The organism is Endozoicomonas sp. GU-1 (assembly GCF_027366395.1).
GTDB lineage: Bacteria > Pseudomonadota > Gammaproteobacteria > Pseudomonadales > Endozoicomonadaceae > Endozoicomonas.
Genome location: NZ_CP114771.1, coordinates 348,934 through 373,607, shown reverse-complemented (window position 1 = coordinate 373,607; position 24,674 = coordinate 348,934). Strand labels below are relative to the sequence as shown.

The window sequence follows — 24,674 nt, the reverse complement described above, 5'->3', positions numbered from 1 at the left end:
CATACCTCAATTCCCAAGCACTTGCTCAGGCATACTCAACGTTAGCAGCATTTTTGCCCAGCCACTGCCGAAGTTCCAGCACCAATTCATCACTGGGGCTGACCAGCCATTGCTCCCCCAGCATCAGGCTGGCACGGGCATCGTCCCGTTGGTAATCAATCCTGACCGGCAGCCGACCCGGCTGCCCACCCAACATGGACGACAATTTTCGTTCAAAATGACCATCAATCTGTTCATGGGAAACCTCAAGAACCAGACGACGGGCATAATGGCTGCGGGCATCCACCACTTTCATCACTTTTTTCGAGCGGACTTTCAGGCTACCGGAATAATCATCAAAGGTGACTTCCCCTTCCACTACCAGCACCGCGTCTTTATGGAGCAGGTGTTGATACTCCCCAAACACATCGGCAAACACCGACACTTCAATCCGGCCGGTGCGGTCATCCAGGGTAACAAACGCCATTTTGTCCCCCTTCTTGTTTTTCATCACCCGCATATCCACCACCAGCCCGGCAATATTCTGGCTATCGCCCCGGGCAGGCTGCAGGTCTTTAATACGGTTGCGGATAAAGTGCCGGATTTCACTTTCGTATTCATCAATAGGGTGACCGGTCAGATAGAGCCCCAGGGTATCCTTCTCGCCACCCAAACGAGCCTTGTCCGTCCATTCGCTGGTTTTCAGATAAGTGTCGTAAACAGCCTCTTCTCCGGCGGGCACCAGGGCACCAAACATATCCATATGACCAGAATCCAGGCTTTTCGCCGCCTGGTCCGCCGCCTTGATCGCCTCAAGCTGGCTCGCTTCCAGCACGGCACGGTTGAAATTCAACTGTTTCGGCTTTTGTGGAACTGGCCCAAGCAGGTCTAGCGCCCCGGATTTGATCAATGCCTCCAGCACCCGCTTGTTGATGCTTTTGGCATCCACCCGCTCACAGAAGTCAAACAGGTCCTTGAATGGACCACCCTCTTTACGAGCCCGGACAATCGCCTCAATCGGGCCTTCACCCACGCCCTTGATGGCCCCCAGCCCATAGATAATATGCCCATCGTCGTTTACACCGAACATATATTCGCCAATGTTCACGCTGGGCGGCAGCACGGTCAGGCCCATATCCCGACACTCTTCGATAAAGGTCACCACCTTATCGGTATTCTGCATATCGGAGCTCATGACCGCCGCCATAAATTCCGATGGATAGTGAGCCTTCAACCACAGCGTCTGGTAGGAAACCAGGGCGTAGGCCGCCGAGTGGGATTTGTTAAAGCCATAGCCCGCAAACTTCTCCACCAGATCGAAGATCTTCATGGCCAGCTCACCATCAACGCCCTGGCTGATAGCGCCCTCTTCAAACACCGCCCGCTGCTTGGCCATCTCCTCCGGCTTTTTCTTACCCATGGCCCGGCGCAGCATATCCGCACCGCCCAGGGTGTAACCGGCCAGCACCTGGGCAATCTGCATCACCTGTTCCTGATACAGGATAATGCCGTAAGTGGGCTGCAAAATAGGCTGAAGCCACTCGTGCTGATACTGGGCATCCGGGAACGAGAGTTCCTCCCGGCCATGCTTACGGTTAATAAAGTTGTCCACCATCCCGGACTGCAGCGGACCCGGACGGAACAGGGCCACCAAAGCGATAATATCTTCAAAGCAGTCGGGCTGGAGACGTTTGATCAGATCTTTCATCCCACGGGATTCCAGCTGGAAGACCGCCGTCGTTTCCGCCCGCTTCAGCATGTCGTAGGCGCTTTTATCTTCAAGATCGATGGCTTCAATGGCCAAAGGCTCTTCACCCCGCTGCGCCCGACGGGGGTTAATCAGTTTCAGGGCCCAGTCAATAATGGTCAGCGTGCGTAGGCCCAGGAAGTCGAACTTCACCAGACCTGCGTATTCCACATCATTCTTGTCATACTGGGTGACCACCCCTTTACCGTGCTCATCACAGTAAAGCGGTGCAAAGTCCGTCAACTTGGTGGGGGCAATCACCACACCACCGGCGTGCTTACCGACATTGCGCGTGACCCCTTCCAGCTTGAGCGCCATCTCCCAGATTTCCGCCGCCTCTTCATCGGACTCCAGAAACTCCCGAATGGCTTCCTCCTGTTCATAGGCCTTACCGAGCGTCATGCCGATTTCAAAGGGGATCATTTTGGAAAGACGATCCGCCAGACCATAGGACTTACCCTGAACCCGGGCCACATCCCGCACCACCGCCTTGGCCGCCATGGTACCGAAGGTGATGATCTGGGAAACCGCATTGCGTCCATAGGTACGGGCCACATAATCAATCACCCGGTCCCGGCCTTCCATGCAGAAGTCAACGTCAAAGTCGGGCATCGACACCCGCTCAGGGTTCAGGAATCGCTCAAACAGCAGGTCGTATTTGATCGGGTCCAGATCGGTGATTTTCTGGGCATAGGCCACCAGTGACCCGGCACCGGAACCACGTCCGGGGCCAACGGGAATATCGTTATTTTTAGACCACTGGATAAAGTCCATAACGATCAGGAAGTACCCCGGGAACCCCATCTGCAAAATGGTGTTCAGCTCAAAGTCCAGTCGGTCCCGGTAGATTTTTTCGGTTTCCGGAAAGTCCGGTGCCGACGTATCAAACAGAAACGAAAGGCGCTCAGTCAGGCCATCATGGGAAAATTCACGGAAAAACTGATCCATGGTTTTACCTTCTGGCACGGGATATTCCGGCAGAAAGTACTCACCCAGTTTGACATTAATAGAACAGCGCTGGGCAATGGCAACGGAGTTGGCCAGTGCTTCAGGAATATCCGCAAAGAGTTCAGCCATCTCCTGTTCAGACTTCAGGTACTGCTCTTCACTGTAGCGATGTTCCCGGCGGGGATCATCCAGAACCACACTTTCGCCGATGCAGACCCTGGACTCATGGGCTTCGAAATCATCCCGGGTCATAAACATCACATCATTGGTGGCCACCACCGGACAGTTGAACTCTGCCGCCAGAGCCACGGAACCATGAACGCACTCTTCATCCCCTGCCCGGTTGGTACGGTGAAGTTCCAGGTAGAAGCGATCAGGAAACGCTCCCATCCACTCCTGCAATAACTCACCTGCCAGCGACTTTTTGCCCGATAACAGTGCCCGGCCAATCTCACCTTCCCTGGCACCGGAGAGCGCAATCAGCCCTTCTGACAGGGCCATGATCCACTCCCGTTTCACCAGCGCCTTTTCATGGTGTTGATTTTCCATAAACGCCCGGGAGATCAGCTCGGTCAGATTGTGATAACCCTGCTCATCCATACACAGCAACACCAGACGGGACGGTGCATACTTGTCCGCCGGATTTTCCACCCAGAGGTCAGCGCCACAAATGGGCTTGATGCCTGCGCCCATGGCCCCCGAATAAAACTTCACCAGCGCACAGAGATTGGACTGGTCGGTCACCGCCACCGCCGGTATGCCAGAGCCGGAAATCGCGCTGATCAACGGTTTTATTCGCACCAGCCCGTCGCTGAGGGAAAATTCGGTGTGCACCCGTAAGTGGATAAATCGTGCTGTCATGGAAGAAGGAAGTCCTGAATGGCAATCCGGTAATGATAATGAATCCTCTGATAAATACACCAATAAAAAATATTGCTTTATTGCAACCAACTACCGCGTTCATAGTCCTCAACCACCGCATCCGGCGTGACCAGCGGGCCACCCAAAGGCCTGCCCCTTCAGGCAACAATGTTCCTTTAAAGCGTGCTGTCGTTGATCTGCACTTATTATTCTGGCGCTATAGATCTTGTCGAATGGAACCAAAAGATGGAAATTGACCAGCAAGCAGTGGTGAGTATTCACTGGATCGAACAATGTTTCTTTTTTTCAGGGCTTTGGCTGCCCTTATCATTTCCACCGTTTCTTTATTTCCATGATAACGTCGGGCAGCGGCACGAGGTGACCTGGTGATCGGAAAAAACCACAGTCGAAATCTTTCCGCTTTTTTGTTTGGATCTGCACCATTGGCTAATAACAGTTCAACCATCTTATTGTTACCCAGCTTGGCAGCAAAATAGAGTGGCGTGGCCTTTTTTATAGTAGCCTGATCAACATCAGCACCCTTTTCAATCAGTTGCCGGGCCACCTCAACATGCCCTTCTTGTGCAGCAAAAGAGAGCGGCGTAGTGCCCTTGTTCGTCGCCAAATTGACCTTGGCCTCGTGGTCGAGCAGCAGTTGAACCACCTCAACATACCCTTTATCCGCTGCAAAACTGAGCGGCGTGAATCCGTCTGAAGTAGCCAGGTTAACATCAGCCCTTTTGTTGATCAGCAGCCGAACCACCTCAACATGCCCTTCTTCCGCTGCATAACTGATCGGCGTGGATCCGTCCAAGGAGGCCAGGTTAATATCAGCCCCATTATTGAGCAGCATCCGGACCACTTCAATATGCCCTTCCTTCGCAGCATAACTGAGCGGCGTCCAACCAACTTGAGTGACATAGTTAACATCAGCATTTTTGCTGATCAGCAGCTGGACCAGATCAACGTGCCTTTCAGTAACTGCAACAAACAGCAAGGAAACCATATCTTCGGTTTTTGCGCAGCGGTAATCTTTGCAAACGACAGCGGGGTCCTTTTGCAGTTCCCTTTTCAGGACATTGAGATCGCCGACCCTGCAAGCCGCCAACGGTGTGGGCTCATTGTAGGGATTGTCACAGTTTACTTCAGAAATGGCAGAATCAGATCCATCAAATCGCTGGTAGAAGAATCCGGAATGCCCGCTAATTGACTCCATAACTCCCCCCTTGGTCTGGTCAATGTTATTTCAGGAGTTGGATCAGACATTGAACAAGTAGTTCAACTGGAAGCGTAAATAACTCAAGTAACACAGCTGAAAATTCTCCCAGTTGCCTCTTTCAGCCCGGCTATATAGATTAAGGAGCTGGTCGGCAAAGCGCCAGCCATGTCATTGGAACCGGTTGAAGGCTATGAAGATTATTACTCTGCTGAAGTGCCTTCCTGCTATGGAGATGTTAAACAACGATGGTTCTTGTTTCTCAACAAAAAGTGCAGGCTGGTTGAACAGAAAACACTGACCCGAAAGATGCAGAAGCAGTCACTGAAAGAGGCCCGTGATCTGGAAAAACTGGGTAAAAAGGTTTTTCTGTGCAGGGATGATGCATTGGAGGCTTTTACCTTGTGGCAGAAACAATCGAAACGCTGCCAGAGTGCAACTGAGCCTGAGGTTACCGGTAAACCCTGCTATTCGGGCAAGGGACGGCCATCGCCGGATGGATCACTTCGAATACTTTGTGCAGGCTGAATGCTTTGTTAATGGTGATGACACTGTGTCTGATGGTCTATGCTGCTATCCAGCACGGAATAAGGCACGAGCTGAAAAAACAGGAGCGATGTGGTTTTTGACGGATTCATGGTTCAGGATTATACCTGAATCCAGCTCACTGAGTTTTGATCTGGGTGTCTTGAAATGGGACTTTCCACCAAATTTTGAGCAGTTACTTATCCTCAATTTTTCGCAATCCTCACTACGGGCGCTTAAATCCGACAGGATCCCGAGCATTTAGCAGTGACTCATAAATCGACTTAAAATTTACCGTATTCAGGAATTCCCTGGCAATGGTGGTTAATTCCTCAGATTTAAGCACCAGCGCATTGCCCGAGTTGTGTGCCTGCCTCAGATAACGGGCCTTAACAGATCTTTCAAGAGCAGAATTATTCTGTGTTTTAATCATCATGGCATACAGCTCTTCCGGTGAGGATACCTCATGGGCACCATATCTGTTGGAATATCTGCGTCCGACATAGGCCTCCAGAAAACAATAAGTTAAACGACTGCCCCTGGTTTTTGTCATATGATACAGGTAATAAATGAATGCCTGGTAAATAGCCTGTTTAACGACAGTTTCAGGGACACTTGAACGGTCATTACCAGACACACGGAGGGAATTTATAATTGGCATGTACCTGGCCCAGATTTCCTTGGTTTTTTTATTAATCTCTTCAGACTCTTTTTGATCTCGACTACCTTCTCGCTTCGCTGGCAGACGAACAGTCCTGTGAGTTTTATTAGTATGTTTTCCGGATACTTTAGAAACTTCAGCGTGATATTGATCATTTGTCAGATTAAATCTGAAGTTTTTTTCCATAACCTGCCATGGTTCTGATGAATAATGGGCTTCTACTTCATCCGCGATAACTGTGTAGGCCCACTCAGGCTTACCCAGTATAATAACCGGGCGAATGCCAGTCTTACTGGCGTTAAATTGTGGAAAAGCGGGTTTTCGCACCAACATTCGCTCAATGTCCGGAATGCCCTCAGGGTTGTTCGTCCAGGACAACTGTAAAAACGAACAGTCGATTTTTTCTTCCAGGAATGGCGAAACCCCATTAAAGCTTTGGGTTACGAAAAAATGATCGTTTCCTTTCAGTTCCCAATCGTAAAGACTCAGCCAATTCTGGCTATTCCCCAACGGAGTCAGCAATGCTTTATACCAATGTTCCAGGTAACTGACGGTCTGAGCCTTCAATTCCTTGACAGTTTCCAGACGTACCATCAGGTCATGATACTTACCAGCTGGAATAATATGGCTAGGGTAACTTTGCGGGGGTCTTAGCCAACCCGCCTTGAATGCTTCAACGGCAAAATGAATGACTGGGGGGTGGGCTAAATTACTCTCTGTCAGTATATCCACCATTGAACCCAGCCAATCGTCATGATCTCCAGAACGGTTGTGAACAATCGTTTTTGAGTAGAGCGCCTTGAGCAGTCCGGTCACCTGATCTTCACTACTGCTGGACAATATTTGAATCACCGCCTCAGACATCGGTTTATAGTAGGTATCGGTATGCCTACAAAGCACCTTGCCAATCAACCGATATTCCTCAAAGTTCAGTGTCTCTTTCTTTACCAGGATTGAGACTCCCAGAGAAAAACCGGTTAAGTCTTTGCCTTCCCATAGCCTTCTTACCACCTCGCTGGTACCTGGCGTTTTATTTGGTAATGCACAGCCTGCCTCAAGAGCTTTGTGCAGATCTTCGACACTCCGACCATAAGCTTTGGCAAGGCGCTGCAGTTGCTCTGGATCAGCACTTTCCAGAAACGCCTTAATATTCTTGACTCGGTGCTGGAACCACTTCCCTGCCGGAAAGGCTGAAAGCCAGGTTCGATTCGTTTTACCTGTGCAGGAGCGCCTCCGAGATCCTCTGACTTCCAGCTCATTCCGCCATCCAGTGAATACTCCGGATATAGGTGGTAATTACCGCTTACTGCGCGTGCAGGAATTCCAAAATAGCGGCAGAGCGCCACAAATATGGGCGTTCTGTGTTGACACTTGCCCTGTTGACGCCACAGCAGAAAGCGAAAAAAACCTTCGCCACTTTCATATTTCTCTGAGCCCTTAAAATTTTTGCAGTACTCTGCTATTGCAGCAATACGATCTTTCAGGATCTTTGCCGACTGAATACAACGAATCTGTTCCTTTTGATTCTCTGCCATATCAGCTGCTGCGAAGCCGTTAAAGAATTCAGTTAATTGTAATTTCATGGGTTCAGAAACAGTGCAGTCTAACCTCGCGTCGCCAGATTGCTGCAATAAATCCAACGTGTCGACCGATGTTTTTTCACACGAACTTTCTGTCACTCTTTTTTCTACAACGTAATTAACTGTTACTTCCTGATCATCCCCGACATTTGAAAAAAGCACCATGTGAAGGCCTGTATACCTGTCTTTTATCAACCGGTAATCCAGAGACGGTTTTATTCGCAAAGCCCGGATAGTTTCATCCGGGTTCAGACCTGGCAGGTAAAAATACTTATCCTTGTGTACCCGCAGGCAATGAACACCCAGACTCTGCTCTCTGCCCAGGGTTACTTCTCCATCAGGCAGAGTGGCGGGAAACACCAGCTCAAGACCGTGCGCCCCGGGGCTAAAACTTCGTAGTTCAACATTACCCTGATTATTCAAAGCCACATCAAAGACCTCCAGGCGATACATCCCGGGACTTTCACGAGAGGCAAAAATCTTTCTCATCACCAACTGACGTAACGCTCTGTGTTCATAAGCGGTATCAACATCCAGATAATGAGTCGTTTTGGCGGGTAGTTCTGCCTGATTATCAAGAGGCAGGGTATCGTTTGCACAGATAGTGGCAGCCTCTGTTTTGCCATTTTCCCGTGGTGCAGATTGAGCTGCTTCAGAGAGTGGCTTTCCCGGAGCGTTGTGTGTATCGCCACTATTTACTGAAACAGCACCAGGATATTTTACTGAAACAGCACCAGGATATTGTCCACCAGTTTTTGTCAGTTTATGGGCCATCGCTTCTGCGTCGGAACTGGGAGAATCTGACCTTTTTCTGCCACTGCAGGAATAGTGTCTGACGGGGTTTGATAGTATCCGTGAAATTTTCTGCCAAAAGGCAGGCCACAAAAAAACCTTGTTGGCATCCCATGCACTTATCTGTTTGTCAGCTTCCCGGAAGTATGGCTGGTTAGTGGACATTTCCAGGGTTTGCTTTTGGGCATCCGTCAGGGTAAAAACAGTATTTGCCTCCACCCCAGTCTGATTAAACCTGTGATCAAACCAGCAGTGCTGCCAGTATCGATAAAGAGTCTGGGTCAGAATATCATCCGCATCTTTCGGTTTCGGGGGAGAGACCCGAAGCCAGCCATTGGGCCTGAGCCACACGCCTGATGATTTCCGTTCGGGCCTCTGCATCACTCAGGTCAGCCTTGATGTGTATTTCACGGTGCTGTTCATCAATATGGTTGAGATTGCTGCGACGTATCAACCAGGGGCGATCAGAGCCAGCCCTGGTGTGGTGAAACCAATTGCAAAGTACAGGATCAATCCCCCACTGGCCAATGGGTACAGCCGATAATTCTGGCAATTTCTCCAGGGTTGCCCTGACCGCGATAAAATAAAGCTGATAGTGATGATTGATGTGTTGACGGAGCGCATTTTCGGTAAAGTCTCCGTCTTTAATGACGGCCCTGGCCAGCTTTTGTAAATCCAGGCCGGTGGGCTGCAAGGGCAGGCCTTGCTGTTGCAAACAGGCCCTCAGTTGACAGTGCCACTGTGTCAACAATGCAGCTGCGGACTTTCCCTCTGGCGTTTGTGGCAACACTTTTTCAACAATGGCCAGCAGTTCCGCCGGATTATATTGTCGGATGGGCAAATAGCGGAAACGTCCTTTGAGCGCTGGCGATAACGGTTTCCGGCCACTGTACCGGGGAGGATTGGTGGTGGCAAACAGGTGGAAACCCGGATGAGCATCACCGGCCAGAATAGCATTAAGTTTCCCCTCCAGGTGCTGGCTATCAATCAGATTCAATTCAGAAATGACTACGATGCCGCCATTGACTTTCGCCCGCTGGATGGCTTCGCACACTCTGTCCCAGGAACAATCCCCGGCATTGCAATAAAATACCTCCGGCATGGATTCTCCCCGCTGTGCAACCTGCTGTTTGAAGCTTTCAAGCAACAGGTTCAGGGTGACATCCTTACCCCGCCCGGCGGGGCCTTCAATCAGGGTAGCCTGACGACCATGATGTTTTCTGACGTGATGATGCGCCTGCTGACATCGGCTTAAATCCTGACCAAGCCGTTGCACCAATTCACTGACCGCTGATCCGGAGGTATCAAACTCAGGCCGGGTTTGTAACGTCGCCCGGATAAAAGTGTTACGTATAACCTCCAGGACCTGATTATGTACCAGGTCTCTCAAAGTGTTGTCTACCTGGTCACGGGCAGAAAACCAGAGTTCCAGTGCTGTCCTGGCATCCTGACTCACCCCGGGAATTTCTGAGCCCAGTACATCCTGAAAACTCTGCAAGATCAACCCATCCACCTGCTCACGGGTAACGCTGCCCTGTCTGTGCCTATTGGCTAATGCACGATCCAGATACCAACCCACCCAGCTGCAGATATCGGTCAAATCCCTGGGGGTAAACTCATGTTCCGGCAGCAATTCCGGATAATATTGCCAAAGCACCATCACACGGTCACTGGCGCTGCGTACAATGTCGTCTGTTTGCGGTTCTGGCAAATACCGTTGTAACTGCCTGAGCAGAGCAGGTTCAACCACCCGGTCCCGGAGAAAAGCCCGATTTAAGGGAAGGTAGTATGCCCCGGACAGTTTCTCCTTCAGCACAGGGTCTAATTGGCGCCCGGCGTAATGGCCCGGGTTACCGGTCAAAATCACTCGGTGCTGAGCAGTCACCTTGACCGGGTGACCGTTAACATAGATGCACGGTGCCGGTTCCCATAAACCATTCAGTGAAGCCTGCAATCCGGTATTGGCCAGATTGGCCTCATCCAGAACCACTGTAATATAATGACCTGCAGCAGCGGGTTGAGTATTGGCCCACTCCAGTAACGCCCGTTCTTGTAATGCCATATAACGGTCACCACCAGCCCCAGAGCCGGTATGTTCCCGCCATTGCCAGCGTTTCATCAGGGTCTGTTCGCTGTCGCAGGGGCCCAGAGAAATCAGCGAAGCCAATCCGGACGCCTCGGCAGTTTTGGCGGCGAAATAACTTTTACCAGTCCCGGTTTCTCCCTGCAGGAAAATGACGGGGGAATCCTCAAGCCGGTCATGCAGCCTGGATAAACGACGAAGTTCCCGATCCTTCTGGTCAACCGAACCGTAATAAAGATCATGGGCCAGCGCCTGAAGTGGAGCCTGAGCGCAACCCTGCCATTCAAGTGATTGCACCAATAGATGCTCCAGGCGTGAAATACGCTCTGGGTCACTATTTCTGGACACTCTCTCCTGGCTAACACGATAACAATCCATCGCCAGAGTATGAATGGCATCAGATCGAGTCTGTGCTGAATGTGGACGTAACTGCCAGCCAGAAGCCAGCGCATCTTCCAACCGCCTGATCTGATGTTGTGGCCTGATTGCTAACTGTTGGTACTGCTCTGCCTGCCGTGGGTCAACCTGCAGCTGAAAAGCCACCGAACTTCGCTGCATCCGGGGCGTTTGCGCGACAATCAAGGCACAGAGGCAATCCATACATTCGTTGGACATGCACGCTTGAAATGGATATTCATAGGACAGGTTCAGTTGTTCAAATACAGTCGGGCCAAAAGCCCTGGCCAGTTGCCACACATTGAGGCGGACAAAACTCCTGTCCAACGGCTGGGCACTGTTAATGACAGCATTCAAACGATCAGGATCCACCCAGGCAGTTTGCGCTGTATCCGGCAATAGCTGTCTGCAAGCCACCTTCATAAAATCACGAACTGATCGATTCTGACGGGTGCCATGGCTGAATACGCTATCGATGGCTTTGCGCCAATGGCAGGGTTGCAGCTGCGGTGCATGGTCAACCTGCTGTGCCCGCCGGGCAGCCAATATCAGGTTATTCAACAGCCCTTCTGTGATTTCAGGCAATGGATGACAAAGGGTGGCAGGTACGGTTTTAAAAGCTTCGCAGAGTTGCCTGAGCGCCTGTTCCGGGAGTTCAGTCCGGGACATACCATGATGTTCGGCGGTGATATTCCAGATATCTACCGGTGGACACAACTCTGCAGCGGCGATCATTGCGCTCCATACCGGGGATGGGCTTTGGGCAAGCTCAGGCCAGAGTACTGTGATACAGGCTTTCGGGTAAGCCTGTAATATGCCGTTAACCAGCAGGGGTTGTCCAGATACCAGGGGCTCAAGCAGCTGCTGAAGCTTTGGATTGCTCTCCAGCCCCCGGAATACAACTGGCTTGCCCGTGGTCAAAGCTGCCTGCAAGCCGCTCTGACAGCGGCCAAAATACGCCTTTTGCTCCGAAGTGACAAAGATATTGTCAAACAACTGGCTGAAGCCGGTCTGGTTATTGATCTGTATCACCAGGGGAATTTCCTGATGGCCATTAATCCAATGATTTGCCTGGGCACTGTGCTGATAAGTCACTGTGTTAACGGGGGCGTGATCCCCGTTATTATCTTTACCGCCAATACTGCTGGCCAGTTCGGGTTGCCCGGCTTTTTCTGTCAGCCCAAGTGATTGCGGTTGCCGCTGTGAATGAGCAACCTGAAGCTTCGGTTTTACCCCTGTGGTCTGCTGGATATTCTGCAGTGCACCCAGCAAAAGAAACCAGCGCGCTTCACTGAGAGGTGAAGTGACTGTCACCACGTCACCGGCCTTCATCTGGTCCAGCAAGCTGGTGTTAGGAACCGCAAAACCCTCCTGCCCGATACTGATTGGCCCCAACCATTCCATAATATTGCCATGGTTAATAATCAATGGGTTTTGTGGCTCATTACTGGCAAGTCTTGCATCCCCAGAGTTAGCCATGATTTGCAACAGCGATAGCAGCTCGTCATCTCCCACCGGCATCCGGTAAAACTGAATATCTTCTGGCAGCGTACAGACCGCACCGTTGCTCTCATAACGCCTTTGCGCCAACAGTTGGCGAATGGTCTGTTCAAATGCCAGATTATTCCAGTCGGCTCCTTTAAGAATCACCCGCTGCCCGGTTTCCAATTGCTCAAATTTGCCTGGCAGGTGCCGGATACGCCCCTGCTTATCCACCCCGGGTCCACCAAAAAACAGCTGTCGCCAATTACTGTGCAAATGACAGTGGATAATAACGGTATTGCCATCATCCATAGCACTGCCCGGGGAGAGTTCAGCCAATATCGGTGGCACATCACCGATGTCCATTGTCTGGTGATTGCCATTGTCTGCGTCAAACTGCCAGGTATTGCCCGGTCGATTAATGCGTCGCCAGAAATCCGCACCCGGTGCTTCGTCACTTTTCCCCACCATCGCCAACTGCTCATGACTGGCCAATACCAGCAGCGAAACATGTTCACCCAGAGCACGTTTTTTCTGAGTGACCTGGTCAAACAGACAAGGATTATCCGGATCCAGCAAATCATTAAGTTTTGGCAGCTCGTCACTGGTGAGCATTCGGATATCGATAACCAGGGTCAAAGGCTCATTATTTTCAAATAGCTTGCCCGGTTTCAGAGAGTGATGACCGGTCCCGGAAATACTCAAGCGGCTGAGCAGGTTCCCCTGCGAGAGATCATCCGGATGAGAAAGAATGACTACGTCTTGCTGCTCATCATGGGTTTGCGCAGATAAAAGATGTCGAACCTGATTATTATTAGCGACAAAACGAAAATCAAAGGAATGTGCAAACCTCAGGTTTGGTGAAACCTGTAAGCATACAGTTCTCGCATTGTCAGACAGCGGAATCCGGGGTAACGTTAAATGCAGCCTGGATTGTACTTCAACGCACATATCCACTGGCTTTAACGGCTGCTTCAATTTTGCCTTTTTGGCCGACAAGTTACGCTCTGATGCCAATTGTACATTGTTTCCACTATTTTGAATGTTCATAGATCCCACCACTCCATTAACCTTCAGGTTCTTTTTGGATTACAGACTGCTGAACTATTCTTTACAGAAAAAAACACCCGGTATCAGAAATGACACCTTTCAAGAAATACTGCGTTAGAACTGAAAATTGTCAGGTAGTTTAGAACACAAATAGCTGACCACGGTTTAGCCCGGGTATTTCATAAACTGCCCCGAATCTCGCGCAGGACTTTGTCGCTCTAAGGGATTTTGTGAGGGAGCGCCGTACCGGGGAGTACGGTCGACCGATCAAAACTCCCTTAGAGCGACAAAGGACAAGTGAGAGCGGGAGCACGTTTATGAAATATCCGGGTTAGTTCAGGCTATGTGTTGATAAAGCCCAGTGGATCGATATTCGATTTAAAAGGTAGTTCACGATCGGAACCTGAAGGGGGAGCTTACGACTGGGAATATTTCAATCACACGATTAACAGGTTCTCAATGCCAGTAGGCTGCCTTAAGACTGTCCTGCACGGCAACTGCTCATGCGTTGCTTTAGCTCCTGCATCCATGCAGTCGCGGGTTGCGTTGATATCCATACCATTTGTACTGAAGCGGGGTATACGGATATTAACGCTTTTCTGCACCAGGAGTTATGTACTGCTCCTCATCGCTCAGGTAACCCGGGTTGGCGTGCTCGACCTGTCGCTCCGGAAGCGGCTTACAGCACGGGCAGTCATCTATGCAGACACAGACGTAGGTAGCAGCGGCAGTGCTGGCAACACAAACAGGCAGGGCGCTAGCGATAACTGCAACAAGTTTCCAGCCGGAAAGAGCACCGCTAATAACAGTGGCTAAACTGGTCCCCCCCGCGATAAAGCCTGCAATCGTGACAGCATCTTTTTTAACTCTGGAGTCACAATTAAGGGTATAGTCTGAAATTGGATGTACCTCTGGTTGTGGCTGTTTGGTCACGGGTGGTTGTGGCTGTTTGGTCACAGGCGGAAAAGGTTTAAATTGAGTAATACCAGTCATATTCATATTCATTCTTATAAATCAAGATTGTTTATTTCTGAAACAACAAAGCTCCAGTGCAGCTAAACGTTGATACCCATACCGTTCGTACTGAGCTTGTCTAAGTACGGTGGCACCATCCTTCGACAAACTCAGGATGAACGGGTATTAACGCTTTTCTGGACCATATTATTGGTTCTTGGTTCTTGTTTTCAGAAATGGTTAAAATACTCAGTGTTTGTGAGTGTTTTATTAGAGTAAGTTATTTAGAAAAAGTTCCTTCAGAATTATCACCGCTTGGTCACAGCAGACATGGCAGTTAACTGCCCTACTGCGGTGGCAGCAAATTGGTCTAAAAATTCCGTTTTGTTCGGCAAATAGCCCCGCTATTCACCTCACAAAACGAAATTATTATCCTCAATTTTCTGCCATCCTCGCTACGGGGTCGCCTAGACGGACGCTATTCCCGGTCAGCCTCCTGGCAGGGCTTGTTGCGTCCGTTGCTTTTTATGTCAACTGACCACATCAGCCAGGAGCTCCCGAACCGGCTTGAAGGAACGACGATGGACGGGAGCTGGCCCCAGCTTTTTTAATGCTTCAAGGTGGACTTTAGTAGGATAACCTTTATGCCCTGCGATGCCATAACCCGGCCACTCCCTGTCCATAAGCAACATTTCCCGGTCGCGGGTCACCTTGGCAATAATGGAAGCGGCAGCAATCTCAGGAACACGACTATCGCCTTTTACAATGGCTTCAGCACGACAGGAAAGCGCTGGACAACGGTTACCATCGATATAAGCCAGTTCGGGCCTGACCGACAATCCCGCAACGGCACGCTGCATTGCCAGCATGGTGGCATGGAGAATATTCAGTTCATCAATCTCTGCTACTTCAGCCCTGCCCAGTGACCAGGCCAGGGCGTTATGACAAATAACGTCAAAAAGTGCCTCTCGCTTTTTCTCTGACAGTTTTTTGGAATCATTCAGACCTTCAATCGGGCGAGCAGGATCCAGAATGACAGCAGCAGCAATCACCGGGCCACACAGTGGACCTCTGCCCACTTCATCAACACCGGCAACAATAATGCCTGTGTCACTGGCGTCACACCAGTCAAATTGATTTTGCTTCATTGACTCTCTACCCGCTGCCTGGTCTGCTGAATAACTGACATCACCGCTTCATAGGCCAGCCTGCAGGCATCCTGCTTCAGTTGGTGGTGAATCTCCTTAAAAGACTGTTTCAGAGTATCTCTGTACGCCTGATCTTCAATGGCCTTCTTGATCAAAACCCGGAGATTTTCAGGGGTCGCATCGTCCTGTAACATTTCAGGTACCAGCTCTTTGTCGGCCAGAAGATTGGGCAGTGAGACATATTTGACCTTAACCATCCGGCTGATAATGGCAAAACTGAGCGGTGCCATTTTATAACTGACAACCAGCGGCTTTTTATGCAGTGCAGCCTCAAGAACAGCGGTTCCCGAAGCGATCAGAATCGCATCCGAGGCGGCCATAACCGATTGTGCCTGACCATCATAGACCGTTACGTCCAGATCCGGAAACTCACGGACAATGGGTAGAAGTTGCTTTTTTCGTCGCTCATTGGCACAGGGAATTAAAAAGCGGGCATCCGGGAAGTCTTTCCTGAGCAGGCGGGCGGTCTCAAGAAATAGTTGACCAAGTTTGGCGATCTCTGGTTTGCGGCTGCCTGGCAAGAGCCCGATCACCGGCCCACCACCATGACTGACACCCAGGGTATGTCTGGCTGCGTCTTGATCCGGATTCATGGAAATCTGGTCAGCCAGGGGGTGACCAACGAAGGTCACAGGTACACCATGATCCCGGTAATAGTCCGCTTCAAACGGGAGCAGCGCCAGCATGTGGTCTACGGAGTGGCGGATTTTTTTCAGACGACCTTCACGCCATGCCCATACCTGGGGGCTGACATAATGCACGGTTGGAATACCGGCCGCTTTCAGCCTGCGTTCAAGCGCCAGATTAAAATCAGGGGCATCAATACCAATAAACACATCGGGCTGATCGGCAATCAGTCGCTCCCGCAACTGTTTGCGAATACCCAGCAGTTCTCGCAAACGCCCGAGAACCTCAACCAGCCCCATCACCGATAACCGCTCCATGGGGAACACGCTGTCAAAACCCTCTGACTGCATCAGGGGACCGCCAATACCATAGCAGTAAGCATCCGGATAATGTCGTTTGATCTCCCGGATCAGCCCGGCCCCGAGAATATCCCCTGAGGCTTCTCCTGCAACCAATGCAACACGTAATGATAATCCCGGAGAGGAAACAGCCGACTGCATCACCGGGTAATACCACGACTTGATGATTTCAGAGAGTCAATCAGCAGTTGAATTTCCGGCAACGGCTCCATACTCTCGAGACGATCAATCGCTTCAGCCGTTCTCAACCCCTGACGGTAAATGATCTTATAGCACTGTCTCAGCTTGCTGATCAGTTCAGGCGTAAATCCCCGACGACGCATGCCTTCAAAGTTCATACCATGGGCTTCAGCAGGATTACCACTGGACATGATAAATGCCGGCACATCTTTGAACAGTGCCGTATGGGCAGCACTCATACTGAAGGCACCAATCTTGCAGAACTGATGCACCGTCGTGTAACCGCCCAGGATGGCACTATCGCCAACCATCACATGACCGGCAAGTGCCACATTGTTGGCAATGATACAGTTGTCGCCTATAACACAGTCATGGGCCACATGCACATAGGCCATCAGCAAATTGTTACTGCCAATAGCAGTCAGCCATTGATCCTGAATGGTGCCACGATGGATGGTACAGCCTTCACGGATAATATTGTTATCGCCAATCACCAGGCGAGTGAGTTCACCAGCGTATTTTTTATCCTGACACTCTTCACCAACACTGGAAAACTGGAAAATACGGTTATTTTTCCCGATCACCGTCGGGCCCTTGATCACTACATGGGAGTGAATACGGCTACCCATACCCACTTCAACACCGGACCCAATATAAGTCCATGGCCCAACTTCAACATCTTCACCAATACGGGCACCCGGTTCGACAATAGCTGACGGATGAACTTTGGCGGTTGGATGAATATCGGCTTGCAACGGGCTAATGGCTTCAACCGCCCCGGCAGCTTCAGAATCAGTAACGGAGAGTGTGTCGCTCAAGATTTTATTTCCTTTCTTGCACACGTAACTTCTGCAGAGCAGACAATATTACCATCAACCACCGCCTCACAGGCAAATTTCCAGATATCCCGTTTCAGCGCCAACAGTGTTGCCCGGAGAATCAGCTGATCACCGGGAACCACCGGTTTGCGAAAACGCACCTTATCAACCCCGGCAAAAAAATAGATTGTGTCGCCATCCGTCTTGCGAATGTGATAACCAAGGATACCTGCTGACTGAGCCATCGCTTCAATAATCAATACCCCCGGCATCACCGGATGCTGTGGGAAATGGCCATTAAAATGCGGCTCATTACTGGATACATTTTTAAGACATTCGATGGAGCCATTTTCTGTATCCACATGAAGAACCCGATCCACCAGCAGAAAAGGATACCGATGGGGCAGGATCTCCTTAATTACCTCAATTCGTCTCATTCACCTTAAACTCTATAACAGAAAAAGGCTGGACAACCAGCCTTTTCTTTACCGTAAAAATTCTTACCCTGGTAACAGCCAGGTTTCAGTGTACTTATATCAGTCGCACTGCTTCTCCAGCTGTTTAACCCGCCTGGCCAGATCATCCAGTTGCCGGAAACGAACCACGTTTTTCCGCCACTCACGACTCTCCATAAAACCAGTACCGGAAGAGTAGGAACCAGCCCTGGTAATTGAGCGCGTAATCATGGCCATGCCACTGATAAACGTCCCATCAGCAATGGTCAGATGACCGGCAAAACCGGCGGCTCCGGCAATAGTACAGTTTTTACCAATCTTTGTACTTCCGGAAATACCGACACCGGACGCAATAGCTGTGTTCTCGCCGATTACCACATTGTGAGCAATCTGAATCAGGTTATCGAGGCGAACTCCACTGTGTATTTCCGTATTACCAAGAGCACCACGGTCAATACAGGTGTTGTTGCCAATTTCAACATCACTGCCGATCACCACACCACCTATCTGGGCGATTTTGTACCAGCGGCCATCCGCATGTGCATTACCAAAACCATCACCACCAATCACCGCTCCAGAGTGAATGATGGTCCGATCACCGATGGTGACACCGTGGCAAACCGTAACATTGCGATGGAGGTGGACATCGGCACCAAGCACGGAGTCGTGCCCCACCACGGTACCGGCATCAATGCGAACACCGGCGGCAATCTGAACGCCTGCCTCAATAACAACGTTGGCACCAATGGCAGCAGTCGCATCCACAACAGCGGTCTCATCAACCACGGCACTGGGGTGGATACCTGCATTGCCACCACGGTCAGTATCGAACAGGGAGGAGAGCCGGGCATAACCCAGATATGGGTTATCAAGAACCAGGGCATTGCCGGCAAAGCCACTGGCGGAATCCGGGCAGAGAATAACCGCACCGGCCTGAGTAGTTTCCAGATATCGGGCATAGGCCGGATTAGCCAGAAAGCTTAACTCATGCCCCCCGGCATCCTGAAGGGTATTCAGACCTGAGACCTGCTTATCCCCATCTCCCTGCAGCCGGGCACCACACTGTTCTGCCAGTTGGGACAAAGTATAAACAACAGTCATGATTCATTACTTCATCTGGTTGAGGCTTTCAATGACCTTGCGAGTGATATCAATACCCGGACTGCCATAGATGGCCATCTGACGATCAATGACCAGGTCCAGCTTTAATTCACTAATAACCGTATCAATGGCAGTCTGCAGTTTTGGCCGCAGCTTTTCACGCTCTGCATTATCCGCTTCTGCCCTTTCAGTCTGATACTGACGTCCTTTCAGTTGCCAGTCTTCATACTTGCGTTGTAACTCCAGCTGACGAACTTTCAATTGCTCGGCGCTCAAAGTCGGGCCATCTTTCTGCAGCTTTTCCTGCATATTACGAACGTCGCTCTCCAGCTTCTGCAGAGCAGTCAACTGAGGCTTGAACTTGGCTTCAGACTTTTTGGCGTATTGTTTGCCCGCATCGGATTCACTTAACACCATCACCGTATCAAGCACACCCACTTTACTGCCAGTAGTGGCTGCATTGGCCAGGGGGGCCAACATAATCAGGGCCAGGAATGCCAGTCTGATGGATTTCAAAATAAATCTCCTGAAAACGGTAAAAAGAGGCATTATAAAGAAAAGGTGCCTGATAGCACCTTTTAATTACGTAAAATACCCTCTTTCAAGAGGGATTTGCTTAGAATGGAGTCCCCAGAGAGAACTGGAAGGTCTGGGTTTCATCCCTGCCTTTGGCATTCAGAGCCTTAGCCAGACTGAAAGTCAGCGGGCCAAGGGGGGTAATCCAGGTCAGGCCCACACCAGCACTGTAACGCAGCTCGCCCAGGTCCGGCTTGTAGCAATCGACCACCTGTGAGCTGCAGCTCGTATCAAACACATTACCGTAGTCAAAGAACACGCTGGTCCTTAATGAACGCTGATCCTTGACAAAAGGCAACGGGAATAGCACTTCAACCGTACCCTCAAGCAGCACATCACCCCCCATGCTGTTGAAGTCATCGCCGTTATCCCGTTGCGCAGCCTTGGGTCCAAGGGAGTTATCATTGTAACCCCTGACAGAACCAAAACCACCGGCATAAAAGTTCTCAAAGAACGGCATTTCAGAAGTACTGCCATAGGCACCGCCATAACCCAGGCGAGTGGCAAAACGCGCCGTCAGACTGCGGGTAATGGGCTGGAAGTACTGACCTCGATACACCAGCTTATAAAACGTAGTGGTTGAGCCCGGCATCGCGGCAGACAGCGACAAACTCTGGGAATAACCCGCCGTTGGCAGCAGCCCACGGTTCAACTCTGACTGCGACCAGCCCAGTGACGCCTTGATATTGGTAAACTTGCGCCCTTCTTCATCCAGATAATCCAGGATAACCCGGGGAGTGCCGGAACCGGTGGTAATTTCCGTACCATCCACCCCAAGACTGAAATTAATGGACTCTGTTTCAGACAATGGATACCCGAAACGAACGTTACCGCCAAAAGTGTCAGCCGCATAACTGGAGATGTCCGAATCACTGTAATCGTAGGTCCGATAGTAAATATCATAACCACGGGATACACCGTCAATGGTGTAATAGGGATCCATAAAACTGAAATTGTAGAGCTGGCTGACATCACTCTTGTTCAAACCAACGGTGACCTTGTTGCCGGTTCCCAGGAAGTTATTCTGGCTGACCGAGCCACCGAGCAACAGACCATCAGACTGGGAGAAACCGATACTGGCCGTAACACTGCCGGAAGGCTGCTCTTCTACGGTGTAATTAACATCAATCTGATCGCTGGTTCCCGGCACCGGCGGCGTTTCAACATTGACTTCCTTGAAATACCCCAGACGCTCAAGCCGCACCTTGGACTGCTCAATCTTCTGGGTATTGGCAGATGCACCCTCCATCTGGCGCATTTCCCGACGCAGCACCTCATCATCGGTCTTGGTATTTCCGGAGAAGTTAATCCGTCGGACATACGCCCTGCGGCCCGGATCAACAAAGAAGGTCAACTCAACGGTTTTGTTGTCATGGTCTGGTTTGGGAATGCCGGTCACATTGGCAAAGGTATACCCTTCGTTGCCAAGGCGACGGCTCAGAATCTCTTCCGTGGTAGTAATCAGTCTGCGGGAGAACACCTGCTCCGGCTGGGCCAGCAGCAGCTTTTTTGCCTCGTCTTCGGGAATCACCAGATCACCGGCCAGCTTAACGTCACTGACTGTGTACTTATCACCCTCAGCAACGTTGACCGTAATGTACACACTCTGCTTGTCAGGGCTGATAGAAACCTGGGTGGAGGTAATATTGAAGTTGATATAACCCCGGTCCAGGTACCATGACCGCAAGCGCTCCAGGTCACCGGACAGTTTCTCCCGGGAGTATTTATCCGCAGAACTGAAGAATTGATACCACTCGGTTTTTTGCAGCTCAAACAGGTCAATCAGTTCATCCCTGGGGAAGGCCGTATTACCCACAACATTAACATGCTGTATGGTCGCCACCTTGCCTTCCTTGACATTGATGCGCAACTTCACCCGGTTACGGGGCTGCGCTTCAACATCGGCGGTGATCCTGGCACCGTATCGCCCCTGGGCAACGTATTGACGCTCAAGCTCAAGACGGATCGCTTCCAGGGTGGCCTGCTGGAAAATCTCACCTTCCGCCAGACCGGACCGCTCCAGGCCGGTTATCAGATCTTCCGTCTTGATCGCCTTATTGCCCTTGATCTCAATTCCGCTGATGGAGGGTCGCTCAACCACGGCAACTACCAGAACATCACCTTCACGGGCCATACGAATATCATTGAAATACCCGGTTTGATAGAGCGCCCGGGCGGCCCCGGCGATATCCGGTGATTCAATATCATCGCCCACCTCAACCGGCAGGGCATTAAAAACTGTCCCGGCTGAAACCCGTTGAAGGCCATCAATCCGGATATCTGAGACGACGAAGGCCTGGGCAGCAGGCGCGATGGCTAAAGAGCCAATCAGCAGAGACAACAGTGATCGCTTCATGGAATCCGTTCTTATCCGTGTTCATTTCGCATTAACGTGAAAAACATGCTCTTCAATTTCCACATCGCTATTCATGACGCGCAGAGCGCAAAGTGCTTTTCTTTCATTGGAGGAGTCGGCTCAGGTCGTTATACATGGCCAGCATCATCACTCCGACAACCAAGGTTACCCCGATTTTCAAACCCAGTGTCTGGGTTTTCTCGGAAAGCGGCTTGCCCCTGACCATTTCAACGAGGTAGAAAAGCAGATGACCGCCATCCAGCACGGGTATGGGGGAGCAGGTTCAACACCCCCAGGCTGACGCTCAACATGGCCAGAAAATAGAGAAAATTTTCCAACCCGGACTCAAGCGACGCGCCAGCCACTTTAGCAATGGTTATCGGACCGCTCAAGTTTTTCACGGAAACCAGCCCGACAACCATCTTCCAGAGGGATTCCAGGGTCATGCTGGTCAGTGACCAGGTCGCCTGGGCACCTTTTACCAGCGAATCAATCGGCCCAAACTGTAAATGGCGAATCATGGTTTCTGGCCAGGAAACCTGTTGGACACCTGCACCGATAAAACCGGTTGTCACCCCGTCAGTGGATCGACTGCCCGGGGTCAACGGCATTTCCTGACTGACGCCATCCCGCTCAACCAGCAATTGCAGAGTTTGACCGGCATTGTCACGAATCAGTTCAACAAAGTGCATCCAGTCAATGACGGTTTCGCCATTAACCTGCAGGATTTTATCACCCGACTCCAGACCATCTCTTGCTGCCGCCCCATCGTCCGATAGCTGACCAATGACCGCAGGGATAACAGGAGAGTACGGCACAATACCCAGGGAACGCACAGGATTGGGCTGCTCCTCATTAACCAGCCAGTCAACTATCACGATATTCTTATCCCGGACAGCCCCCTCTGAGGTCTCTCCGGGCTCACCTGCCCGGATAGAGACATCAAGATTTCTACTCTCACCAATGAAAGACAGCAGCTCCATGTTCACGGCCTGCCAGCCCGGTGTTTCCACACCGTTCACAGCAACAATTTCATCACCGGGGTGAATACCGGCAACGGCAGATGGAGAATCGGGAATCACTTCGCCAACCCGAGGCATCAGGGTACGAACCCCCACCATATACATGAGCCAGAGGGCAAAAATGGCCAGCAGAAAGTTGGCAACAGGCCCGGCAGCGACAATGGCAATCCGGGCAAGGACGGGCTTACTATTAAAGGAAAGGTGCTGTTCATTTTCGGGTACCGGCCCTTCCCTCTCATCCAGCATCTTGACATAGCCACCCAGCGGTATTGCTGCAATACTGAATTCAGTACCGTGACGATCAGTCCAGCGCCATAATGACTTGCCAAAGCCCACGGAGAAACGAAGCACTTTGACACCACAACGGCGAGCCACCCAGAAGTGACCATACTCGTGAATACTCACCAGTATTCCAAGGGTTACTACAAAAGCAAAAATGGTCTGTGCTGAGCCAGCAATCTCCGACAAGAGCGATTCAAAAATCATGCAACACCCTGCATTTGTGAAACCTGTTTCCGGGCCAGATAGCGGGCTTCCCTGTCAGCTTCCAGCACTTGATCCATGTCGCCGGCATGCATGACCGGTAAGGTCTGCAATGTGGCATTAATGACTTCAGGTATGCGATCAAAACGCAGTTTGCGTTCCAGAAATGCATCAACGGCAATTTCATTGGCAGCATTGAGCATAGCCGCCGCGGTACCACCGCTGCGCGCTACGTCCTGGGCCAGCTTCAGACATCGGTAACGCATCATGTCCGGCGCATAGAAATCCAGTCTGGCAATCTCGGTCAGAGACAGGGGAGCAACACCGGATGTTATTCTTCCCGGCCATGCCAGGGCATGGGCAATGGGCGTTCTCATGTCCGGATTCCCCATCTGGGCAAGTACCGAGCCATCCTCATAATCCACCATTGAGTGGATGATGCTTTGCGGATGAATCACCACCTCCACCTGCTCAGGACGGGCATCAAACAACCAGCAGGCTTCAATAAACTCAAGCCCTTTATTCATCATCGTGGCAGAGTCTACGGAAATTTTACGCCCCATACACCAGTTTGGATGGGCACAGGCCTGTTCAGGCGTCACAGCGGCAAAACTTTCTACCGGAGACTGTCGGAATGGACCGCCGGAAGCGGTCAGCAATATTCGTCTGACCCCCACCCGCTCGAGCCCCCTTTGGTGATCAGCAGGCAGGCACTGAAAAATGGCGTTATGTTCACTATCGATAGGAAGAAGAACAGAACCAGATGTCTTAACCGCATCCATGAACAAGGCACCGGTCATCACCAGCGTTTCCTTGTTCGCCAGCAGTATTTTTTTTCCGGCACGAACCGCAGCCATGGTGGGCGGCAGCCCCGCAGCACCTACAATGGCCGCCATAACCACGTCAACATCGCCATCCGCCGCCACCTGGTTCATGGCATCCAGGCCGGATTCGACAGAAATGCGCAAACCTTCAGAGTGAAGATCTGCCCTGAGTTTATTGGCCGCCTGTTGGTCCGCCATAACGATATATTGCGGGCGAAACTGACGGGCCTGCTCCAGCATAACGTCTGCGTTTCTGCCGGCGACTAAAGAATGCACGGTGTATTGATCCGGGTTCCGCGCGATCACATCCAAAGTACTTTTGCCAATGGACCCGGTGGAACCCAACACACAAACCCGCTGTCTGCCGGATTGAGAACATGATGCAGTCATG

Annotated in this window: 16 protein-coding genes and 1 pseudogene; 1 reads left to right on the top strand and 16 read right to left on the bottom strand. The window is 51.0% G+C overall.

What is annotated here, in order from left to right:
* Positions 1-25: 25 nt before the first annotated feature.
* Positions 26-3,535 (bottom strand): DNA polymerase III subunit alpha, encoded by a 3,510-nt coding sequence (gene dnaE / locus O3276_RS01745; protein WP_269674085.1) that lies wholly within the window; start codon positions 3,533-3,535, stop codon positions 26-28.
* A 217-nt stretch (positions 3,536-3,752) separates the two neighbouring features.
* Positions 3,753-4,751: an ankyrin repeat domain-containing protein gene (locus O3276_RS01740; RefSeq protein ID WP_269674084.1), complete on the bottom strand. Its 999-nt coding sequence runs from the start codon at positions 4,749-4,751 to the stop codon at positions 3,753-3,755.
* Positions 4,752-4,892: 141 nt separating this feature from the next.
* Between O3276_RS01740 and O3276_RS01735 the strand changes: the two are divergent.
* A pseudogene (locus O3276_RS01735) lies at positions 4,893-5,368 on the top strand (IS1634 family transposase); the annotation flags it as partial.
* 134 nt (positions 5,369-5,502) lie between these two features.
* Here O3276_RS01735 and O3276_RS01730 read toward each other — a convergent pair.
* The 14 genes from O3276_RS01730 to ispC all read right to left on the bottom strand — a co-directional run bounded on the left by O3276_RS01730 (position 5,503) and on the right by ispC (position 24,673).
* The gene (locus O3276_RS01730; protein WP_269674082.1) at positions 5,503-6,948 is read right to left on the bottom strand and encodes a hypothetical protein; all 1,446 of its coding nucleotides are present in this window, start codon (positions 6,946-6,948) and stop codon (positions 5,503-5,505) included.
* On the bottom strand, positions 6,942-8,660 hold the full coding sequence (locus tag O3276_RS01725; RefSeq protein WP_269674081.1) for a transglutaminase-like domain-containing protein: 1,719 nt from the start codon (positions 8,658-8,660) through the stop codon (positions 6,942-6,944). Before O3276_RS01725 ends, O3276_RS01730 begins: the two co-directional genes overlap by 7 nt.
* The gene (locus O3276_RS01720; protein WP_269674080.1) at positions 8,599-13,320 is read right to left on the bottom strand and encodes an AAA family ATPase; all 4,722 of its coding nucleotides are present in this window, start codon (positions 13,318-13,320) and stop codon (positions 8,599-8,601) included. Before O3276_RS01720 ends, O3276_RS01725 begins: the two co-directional genes overlap by 62 nt.
* Before the next feature lie 588 nt (positions 13,321-13,908).
* On the bottom strand, positions 13,909-14,313 hold the full coding sequence (locus O3276_RS01715) for a hypothetical protein (RefSeq protein ID WP_269674079.1): 405 nt from the start codon (positions 14,311-14,313) through the stop codon (positions 13,909-13,911).
* A 491-nt stretch (positions 14,314-14,804) separates the two neighbouring features.
* Positions 14,805-15,422 carry a ribonuclease HII gene (rnhB, locus tag O3276_RS01710; RefSeq protein ID WP_269674078.1) on the bottom strand — a complete coding sequence of 206 codons (618 nt, stop codon included), beginning with the start codon at positions 15,420-15,422 and terminating at the stop codon, positions 14,805-14,807.
* Entirely contained in the window at positions 15,419-16,609 is a 1,191-nt protein-coding gene (lpxB, locus tag O3276_RS01705; protein ID WP_269675922.1) for a lipid-A-disaccharide synthase, read from the bottom strand. Before lpxB ends, rnhB begins: the two co-directional genes overlap by 4 nt.
* Positions 16,609-17,391 (bottom strand): acyl-ACP--UDP-N-acetylglucosamine O-acyltransferase, encoded by a 783-nt coding sequence (gene lpxA, locus O3276_RS01700; protein ID WP_269675921.1) that lies wholly within the window; start codon positions 17,389-17,391, stop codon positions 16,609-16,611. The genes lpxB and lpxA overlap by 1 nt, the downstream gene beginning before the upstream one ends.
* 71 nt (positions 17,392-17,462) lie before the next feature.
* Complete coding sequence (gene fabZ, locus O3276_RS01695) at positions 17,463-17,903, bottom strand: 3-hydroxyacyl-ACP dehydratase FabZ (protein ID WP_269674077.1); 441 nt, start codon at positions 17,901-17,903, stop codon at positions 17,463-17,465.
* Between the two features lie 99 nt (positions 17,904-18,002).
* Complete coding sequence (lpxD, locus tag O3276_RS01690; RefSeq protein ID WP_269674076.1) at positions 18,003-19,022, bottom strand: UDP-3-O-(3-hydroxymyristoyl)glucosamine N-acyltransferase; 1,020 nt, start codon at positions 19,020-19,022, stop codon at positions 18,003-18,005.
* 6 nt (positions 19,023-19,028) lie between these two features.
* Positions 19,029-19,538 (bottom strand): OmpH/Skp family outer membrane protein, encoded by a 510-nt coding sequence (locus O3276_RS01685; RefSeq protein WP_269674075.1) that lies wholly within the window; start codon positions 19,536-19,538, stop codon positions 19,029-19,031.
* A 100-nt stretch (positions 19,539-19,638) separates the two neighbouring features.
* Positions 19,639-21,954, bottom strand: coding sequence for an outer membrane protein assembly factor BamA (bamA, locus tag O3276_RS01680; RefSeq protein ID WP_269674074.1), 2,316 nt, complete (start codon positions 21,952-21,954; stop codon positions 19,639-19,641).
* Between the two features lie 103 nt (positions 21,955-22,057).
* A complete protein-coding gene (locus O3276_RS25375) occupies positions 22,058-22,180 on the bottom strand; it encodes a hypothetical protein (protein ID WP_332328168.1) in 123 nt (40 codons plus the stop codon).
* A 1-nt stretch (position 22,181) separates the two neighbouring features.
* Entirely contained in the window at positions 22,182-23,462 is a 1,281-nt protein-coding gene (gene rseP, locus O3276_RS01675; RefSeq protein ID WP_332328167.1) for an RIP metalloprotease RseP, read from the bottom strand.
* Entirely contained in the window at positions 23,459-24,673 is a 1,215-nt protein-coding gene (ispC, locus tag O3276_RS01670; protein WP_269674073.1) for a 1-deoxy-D-xylulose-5-phosphate reductoisomerase, read from the bottom strand. Before ispC ends, rseP begins: the two co-directional genes overlap by 4 nt.
* Position 24,674: the final 1 nt, after the last annotated feature.

What these genes read in the sequence shown, in the direction of transcription:
- dnaE (WP_269674085.1), bottom strand. Translation starts at nt 3,535, where the DNA reads ATGACAGCACGATTTATCCACTTACGGGTGCACACCGAATTTTCCCTC.
- O3276_RS01740 (WP_269674084.1), bottom strand. Translation starts at nt 4,751, where the DNA reads ATGGAGTCAATTAGCGGGCATTCCGGATTCTTCTACCAGCGATTTGAT.
- O3276_RS01720 (WP_269674080.1), bottom strand. Translation starts at nt 13,320, where the DNA reads ATGAACATTCAAAATAGTGGAAACAATGTACAATTGGCATCAGAGCGT.
- O3276_RS01715 (WP_269674079.1), bottom strand. Translation starts at nt 14,313, where the DNA reads ATGACTGGTATTACTCAATTTAAACCTTTTCCGCCTGTGACCAAACAG.
- rnhB (WP_269674078.1), bottom strand. Translation starts at nt 15,422, where the DNA reads ATGAAGCAAAATCAATTTGACTGGTGTGACGCCAGTGACACAGGCATT.
- lpxB (WP_269675922.1), bottom strand. Translation starts at nt 16,609, where the DNA reads ATGCAGTCGGCTGTTTCCTCTCCGGGATTATCATTACGTGTTGCATTG.
- fabZ (WP_269674077.1), bottom strand. Translation starts at nt 17,903, where the DNA reads ATGAGACGAATTGAGGTAATTAAGGAGATCCTGCCCCATCGGTATCCT.
- lpxD (WP_269674076.1), bottom strand. Translation starts at nt 19,022, where the DNA reads ATGACTGTTGTTTATACTTTGTCCCAACTGGCAGAACAGTGTGGTGCC.
- bamA (WP_269674074.1), bottom strand. Translation starts at nt 21,954, where the DNA reads ATGAAGCGATCACTGTTGTCTCTGCTGATTGGCTCTTTAGCCATCGCG.
- O3276_RS25375 (WP_332328168.1), bottom strand. Translation starts at nt 22,180, where the DNA reads ATGGTCAGGGGCAAGCCGCTTTCCGAGAAAACCCAGACACTGGGTTTG.
- rseP (WP_332328167.1), bottom strand. Translation starts at nt 23,462, where the DNA reads ATGATTTTTGAATCGCTCTTGTCGGAGATTGCTGGCTCAGCACAGACC.
- ispC (WP_269674073.1), bottom strand. Translation starts at nt 24,673, where the DNA reads ATGACTGCATCATGTTCTCAATCCGGCAGACAGCGGGTTTGTGTGTTG.